The organism is Pseudomonas fluorescens, from assembly GCF_018614775.1.
Classification (GTDB): domain Bacteria; phylum Pseudomonadota; class Gammaproteobacteria; order Pseudomonadales; family Pseudomonadaceae; genus Aquipseudomonas; species Aquipseudomonas fluorescens_BY.
In genome coordinates, this window is sequence record NZ_JAGGOF010000099.1 from 1 (window position 1) to 5,847 (window position 5,847).

Sequence of the window (5,847 nt, forward strand, 5' to 3'; positions counted from 1 at the left end):
ATCATTAGGCCAGTTCAGCTTGCTCGCGAAGGCGGTGGTGTATCAGCTTGAAAAGGTTGGCCGATCCGACGCTTTCGCGAGCAAGCCCACTCCCACATGGGTTTTTGGACACCCGCGCCTCCTGGCCTGACCATGGCCAAACCAGTCAAGCAACTTGAAAGCTTTGACCATTGCCGCCCAAGCCCATCGGCGCGAGTATTTCCCTGCTGTCTACGGTTCCCACCAATAACAAGTACAGAGGGATGCTGCCCATGCGCGATTATTCGTCTGCCGTTTCGCAGTTCGATTACCTGCACACCGTCAACGCCGCACTGCACGGCTCGCTTGATGCGCTCAATGCCTGTGTCGAATGTTGCGACCGGCACGCGTTGCCGGGGCGCATCGCGTTGTTCTGGGAGGGGCGTGAGGGTAGCGAGGCGACATGGACCTATCGCGACTTGCAGGAAAACGCTGCGCGTTTCGCCAATTTCCTGCTCGGCCAAGGCGTCGGCAAGGGCGACAAGGTCGCCGGCCTGCTGCCGCGCACCGCCGAACTGCTGATCGTGGTCCTCGCCACCTGGCGCATCGGGGCGGTGTATCAGCCCTTGTTCACCGCGTTCGGGCCCAAGGCTATCGAACACCGGGTCACCAGCTCCGGCGCACGCCTCGTCGTCACTGATGCCATCAACCGTTCAAAACTCGACGAAGTCGTCGGTTGCCCTACCGTGGTCACGGTGGGCGGTGAAAAAGGCCGGGGGATCGTGCGCGGCGACTACAGTTTCTGGGCCGAACTGGCGAATCATTCCAACCAGTGCGAACCGCTTATGCTGACGGGCGAAGACCCGTTCCTGCTGATGTTCACCTCTGGCACTACGGGGCCTGCGAAAGCACTGTCGGTGCCGCTCAAGGCACTCGTCGCATTCCAGAGCTATACCCGCGACGCCGTGGACCTGCGCCCGGAAGATGCGTTCTGGAACCTCGCCGACCCGGGCTGGGCCTACGGCATCTATTTTGGCGTGACCGGGCCGCTGGCGATGGGGCATCCGATCACCTTCTACGATGGCCCGTTCACCCTGGAAAGCACTTGCCGGGTCATCAACAAGTACGGCATCACCAACCTCACGGGCTCACCCACGGCCTATCGTCTGTTGATTGCCGGGGGCGAGCAGTTCGCCCGGTCGATCAGCGGCAAGCTACGCATCGTCAGCAGCGCTGGCGAGCCATTGAACCCGGAAGTGATCCGCTGGTTCGCCGACAACCTGAACGTCGTCATTCACGACCATTACGGCCAGACCGAACTGGGCATGGTGCTGTGCAACCACCACGGGCTGGAGCACCCGGTGCACCTGGGCGCCGCCGGTTTCGCTTCGCCAGGCCACCGGATCGTCGTGCTGGACGAGAATAACCAGGAGCTGGGCGTGGGCCAGCCAGGGATTCTTGCCGTGGATCGCGGCCAATCGCCAATGTGCTGGTTCGCCGGTTACCAGGGCGGACCGACCAAGTCCTTCGTCGGCAACTACTACTTGAGTGGCGACACTGTGGAGCTGAACCCGGACGGCAGCATCAGCTTTGTCGGCCGCAGCGATGACGTGATCACCACCTCCGGCTACCGCGTCGGCCCGTTCGACGTGGAAAGTGCCCTGATCGAACACCCGGCGGTGGTCGAGGCGGCGGTGGTCGGCAAGCCAGACCCGGAGCGGACCGAGCTGGTGAAGGCCTTCGTCGTGCTCAGCGCCCAATACCGCGCCGCGCCGGAGCTGGCCGAAGAGCTGCGCCAGCACGTGCGCAAACGCCTGGCCGCCCATGCGTATCCCCGTGAAATCGAATTTGTCAGCGACTTGCCGAAAACCCCAAGCGGTAAAGTGCAGCGCTTTATCTTGCGCAACCAGGAAATCGCCAAGGCCCAAGAGGCTATGGCAGCTAACGCTTGAGCTTGAACCCAAGGAAACCACATGCAGATCGACAACAAGATATTCCTCGTCAGCGGCGGCGCCTCTGGCCTCGGCGCAGCCACCGGTGAGTTGCTGGTGAAGGCCGGCGCCAAGGTGATGCTGGTAGACCTCAACGCCGAAGCGGTGGCCGCCCAGGCGCAGAAACTGGGTTGCCAGAGCGTGGTCGCGGACATCAGCAACGAGGCGGCGGCTGAGGCGGCGGTCAAGGCGACGGTCGATGCCTTTGGTGGCCTCAATGGCCTGGTGAACTGCGCCGGCATCGTGCGTGGCGAGAGGATTCTCGGCAAGAATGGCCCGCATGCCTTGGCCAACTTCAGCCAAGTGATCAATGTCAACCTGATCGGCAGCTTCAACCTGTTGCGCCTGGCGGCGGCGGCCATCAGCGAGACCGAGGCTGATGCCGACGGCGAGCGCGGCGTGATCATCAATACCGCGTCGGTGGCGGCCTTTGACGGCCAGATCGGCCAGGCCGCCTATGCGGCGTCCAAGGGCGCCATCGCCAGCCTGACCCTGCCGGCGGCCCGGGAACTGGCACGTTACGGCATCCGCGTGATGACCATAGCCCCCGGCATTTTCGAAACTCCGATGATGGCCGGGATGACCCCGGAAGTCCGCAATTCCCTGGCCGCCGGTGTGCCGTTCCCAGCGCGCCTGGGCAAACCCGCCGAGTACGCGGCGCTGGTCAGGCATATCATTGAGAACAGCATGCTCAACGGCGAGGTGATCCGTCTCGACGGTGCCTTGCGCATGGCCGCCAAATAGGAGAATTGATTATGTCCAACGATCCGATTGTCATCGTCAGCGCCGTCCGCACCCCGATGGGCGGCTTCCAGGGTGAACTCAAGAGCCTCAGCGCCCCGCAACTGGGCGCGGCGGCCATCAAGGCCGCAGTAGACCGCGCCGGTATTGCTCCGGGTTCGGTCGAAGAAGTGCTGTTTGGCTGCGTGCTGGCGGCGGGTCTTGGCCAGGCCCCGGCGCGCCAGGCGGCGCTGGGTGCCGGGCTCGACAAGTCGACCCGCTGCACCACGCTCAACAAAATGTGCGGCTCGGGCATGGAAGCGACGATTCTCGCCCATGACATGCTCGTGGCCGGCAGCGCCGAGGTGGTGGTGGCCGGCGGCATGGAAAGCATGTCCAACGCCCCTTATCTACTTGATCGCGCCCGCAGCGGTTTGCGCATGGGCCATGGCAAGGTCCTCGACCACATGTTCCTCGACGGCCTGGAAGACGCCTATGACAAGGGTCGCCTGATGGGCACCTTCGCCGAGGATTGCGCCGAGGCCAACGGCTTCAGCCGCGAAGCCCAGGACGCCTTCGCCATTGCTTCCACCACCCGCGCCCAGCAGGCGATCAAGGACGGCAGTTTCGACGCCGAGATCGTGCCCGTGCAGGTCATGGTCGGCAAGGAGCAGGTGATGGTGAGCCACGACGAGCAACCGCCCAAGGCGCGGATCGACAAGATCGCCTCGCTCAAGCCGGCGTTCCGTGAGGGCGGGACGGTGACGGCGGCCAACGCCAGTTCGATTTCCGACGGTGCCGCCGCGCTGGTGCTGATGCGCCAGAGTCAGGCCACGCAGCGCGGCTTGAAACCCTTGGCGGTGATTCATGGCCACGCGGCGTTTGCCGACACCCCGAGCCTGTTTCCCACCGCCCCCATCGGCGCGGTGAAAAAACTCATGCAAAAGACCGGTTGGGCCCTGGATGACGTCGATCTGTTCGAGGTCAACGAAGCCTTTGCCGTGGTGGGGCTGGTGACCATGGGCAAACTGGAAATTTCCCATGACAAGGTCAACGTCCACGGCGGTGCCTGCGCGTTGGGTCATCCGATTGGCGCGTCCGGCGCGCGGATTCTGGTGACACTGCTGTCGGCCCTGCGCCAGAAGGGTCTCAAGCGCGGCGTTGCGGCGATTTGTATCGGCGGCGGCGAAGCCACGGCCATGGCCGTCGAATGCCTGTATTAAGGAACCACCATGCTTCCTACTGAAGAACAGACACAGATCAGCGATCTCGCCAGGCAATTCGCCCAGGAGCGCTTGAAACCGTTCGCGGCCGAGTGGGACCGTGAGCACCGCTTCCCGAAGGAAGCCATCGGCGAAATGGCCGAGCTGGGCTTCTTCGGCATGCTCGTGCCGGAGCAATGGGGCGGCTGCGACACCGGCTACCTGAGCTACGCCATGGCTCTTGAGGAAATCGCCGCCGGTGACGGGGCCTGCTCGACCATCATGAGTGTGCACAACTCGGTGGGCTGTGTGCCGATCCTCAAGTTCGGCAACGACGAGCAGAAAGCCCGGTTCCTCACGCCGCTAGCCAGCGGCGCGATGCTTGGCGCATTCGCCCTGACCGAGCCCCAGGCCGGTTCGGACGCCAGCAGCCTGAAGACCCGGGCACGGCTGGAGGGTGATCACTACGTGCTCAACGGTTGCAAGCAGTTCATCACCTCGGGCCAGAACGCCGGGGTGGTGATTGTGTTTGCAGTGACCGACCCGAGTGCCGGCAAGCGCGGCATCAGTGCGTTCATCGTGCCGACCGATTCGCCGGGCTATACCGTGGCGCGGGTCGAAGACAAGCTTGGCCAGCACGCCTCGGACACCTGCCAGATTCTCTTCGAAGACGTGAAAGTGCCGGTGGCCAATCGCCTGGGTGAGGAGGGCGAGGGCTACCGGATTGCCCTGGCGAACCTGGAAGGCGGGCGCGTCGGCATCGCCGCGCAATCGGTGGGCATGGCCCGCGCTGCGTTCGAAGCGGCCCGGGACTATGCGCGGGAACGGGAGAGTTTCGGCAAGGCCCTGATCGAGCATCAGGCCGTGGCATTCCGCCTGGCGGACATGGCGACCCAGATCGCCGTGGCCCGGCAAATGGTGCATTACGCCGCCGCCCTGCGCGACAACGGCCAGCCGGCGCTGGTGCAAGCGTCGATGGCCAAGCTGTTCGCCTCGGAAATGGCCGAAAAAGTCTGTTCGATGGCGTTGCAAACCCTGGGCGGTTACGGTTACCTCAGTGACTTCCCGCTGGAGCGCATCTACCGCGACGTACGGGTCTGCCAGATCTACGAAGGCACCAGCGACATTCAGCGCATGGTCATTTCGCGCAATCTTTGAACAGGAGTGCTGCATGAGCTACGAAACGATTCTATTGGAGATCAAGGACCGCGTCGGCCTGATCACCCTCAACCGCCCCCAGGCCTTGAATGCCCTTAACGCGCAGATCGTCAGCGAGTTGAACCAGGCGTTGGACAGCCTGGAGGCAGACCCGAAGATCGGCTGCATCGTGCTGACCGGGTCGAAAAAGGCGTTCGCAGCGGGTGCCGATATCAAGGAAATGGCGGAACTGACCTACCCGCAGATCTATCTCGATGACTTGTTCAGCGACAGTGATCGGGTGGCTAACCGGCGCAAGCCGATCATCGCGGCCGTGAACGGTTTCGCCCTGGGCGGTGGTTGTGAGCTGGCGTTGATGTGCGACTTCATCCTGGCCGGCGACAATGCCAAGTTCGGCCAGCCGGAAATCAACCTCGGCGTCTTGCCCGGAATGGGCGGCACCCAGCGCCTGACCCGCGCGGTGGGCAAGGCCAAGGCCATGGAAATGTGCCTGACCGGGCGCTTTATCGATGCGGTAGAAGCCGAGCGTTGCGGCATCGTGGCGCGGATCGTGCCGGCCGATGAACTGCTGGAGGACGCGCTGAAAACGGCGGCACTGATTGCGTCCAAGTCGGTGCCGATCAGCATGATGGTCAAGGAAAGCGTCAACCGCGCCTTTGAAGTCAGCCTGTCCGAGGGGGTGCGTTTCGAGCGCCGGGTCTTCCACGCAGCCTTTGCCACCCAGGACCAGAAGGAAGGCATGGCGGCATTCGTGGCGAAGCGATCGGCGGAGTTCCAGGACAAGTAAGGCAGCGCGCCTGCTGACGTCATCGCGAGCA

At 63.6% G+C, this 5,847-nt stretch carries 5 protein-coding genes; all 5 read left to right on the top strand.

Annotated features, from left to right (window positions below; genetic code table 11):
- Window positions 1-251 precede the first annotated feature (251 nt).
- Genes J7E36_RS22545 through J7E36_RS22565 form a run of 5 tightly spaced genes read left to right on the top strand, consistent with a single transcriptional unit; the run spans window position 252 to window position 5,816 of the window.
- Window positions 252-1,910: an AMP-binding protein gene (locus tag J7E36_RS22545; protein ID WP_215008098.1), complete on the top strand. Its 1,659-nt coding sequence runs from the start codon at window positions 252-254 to the stop codon at window positions 1,908-1,910.
- Window positions 1,911-1,931: 21 nt separating this feature from the next.
- On the top strand, window positions 1,932-2,693 hold the full coding sequence (locus J7E36_RS22550; RefSeq protein ID WP_215008100.1) for an SDR family NAD(P)-dependent oxidoreductase: 762 nt from the start codon (window positions 1,932-1,934) through the stop codon (window positions 2,691-2,693).
- A 5-nt stretch (window positions 2,694-2,698) separates the two neighbouring features.
- Window positions 2,699-3,892, top strand: coding sequence for an acetyl-CoA C-acyltransferase (locus J7E36_RS22555; protein ID WP_269216554.1), 1,194 nt, complete (start codon window positions 2,699-2,701; stop codon window positions 3,890-3,892).
- Window positions 3,893-3,901: 9 nt separating this feature from the next.
- On the top strand, window positions 3,902-5,029 hold the full coding sequence (locus J7E36_RS22560; RefSeq protein WP_215008102.1) for an acyl-CoA dehydrogenase: 1,128 nt from the start codon (window positions 3,902-3,904) through the stop codon (window positions 5,027-5,029).
- Window positions 5,030-5,042: 13 nt separating this feature from the next.
- Complete coding sequence (locus J7E36_RS22565) at window positions 5,043-5,816, top strand: enoyl-CoA hydratase (protein ID WP_215008104.1); 774 nt, start codon at window positions 5,043-5,045, stop codon at window positions 5,814-5,816.
- Window positions 5,817-5,847: the final 31 nt, after the last annotated feature.

Bases quoted from the DNA above. Each gene is read 5' to 3' on its own strand.
- J7E36_RS22565 (WP_215008104.1), top strand. From the start codon at position 5,043: ATGAGCTACGAAACGATTCTATTGGAGATCAAGGACCGCGTCGGCCTG.
- J7E36_RS22545 (WP_215008098.1), top strand. From the start codon at position 252: ATGCGCGATTATTCGTCTGCCGTTTCGCAGTTCGATTACCTGCACACC.
- J7E36_RS22550 (WP_215008100.1), top strand. From the start codon at position 1,932: ATGCAGATCGACAACAAGATATTCCTCGTCAGCGGCGGCGCCTCTGGC.
- J7E36_RS22560 (WP_215008102.1), top strand. From the start codon at position 3,902: ATGCTTCCTACTGAAGAACAGACACAGATCAGCGATCTCGCCAGGCAA.